Origin of the sequence: Massilia hydrophila (assembly GCF_020208145.1) — a bacterium.
GTDB classification, from domain to species: Bacteria; Pseudomonadota; Gammaproteobacteria; order Burkholderiales; family Burkholderiaceae_D; genus Telluria; species Telluria hydrophila.
Genome location: NZ_JAHYBX010000066.1, coordinates 1 through 432, shown reverse-complemented (window position 1 = coordinate 432; position 432 = coordinate 1). Strand labels below are relative to the sequence as shown.

The following is a 432-nucleotide window of genomic DNA, read 5'->3' as shown; positions in this document are numbered from 1 at the left end:
CGGGAATCGCGATCTCGCGGCGCCGGCATTCGAAGAGAACGCCGAGCGCGAGGTCGTCGTTGGCGCAGAACACCGCATCGATGCCGGGCTCGCGTCCGAGCAGATCGGCGAAGAGGGTGCCGCCGAGCGTCACCGAGGTCGGCGTCGCCGTGGTGACGACGAGGCGCTGTTCGAACAGGCCTGCCTCCTTCATGGCCGAGACATATCCGTCCAGCCGCCGCTGCACCCGCGGGTCCATGCGCGCGCCGACGAAGCCGATCTTGCGGTGGCCTTGCGCGAACAGGTGCGCAACCGCCGCGCGCGCTGCATCATAGTGCGAAAAGCCGATCATCATGTCGACCGGATTCGGCCCGACCTCCATGATCTGCACGATCGGGCAGTCGGCGGCCTCCAGCATCGCGCGCGATTCCGCGGTCTGGTCGATGCCGGTGA

1 protein-coding gene is annotated in these 432 nt (G+C 68.1%); it reads right to left on the bottom strand.

Annotated features, from left to right (window positions below):
* Nucleotides 1-432, bottom strand: a 432-nt coding sequence (locus LE190_RS21515; protein ID WP_225240620.1) for a substrate-binding domain-containing protein, incomplete at both ends; no start/stop codon positions are given.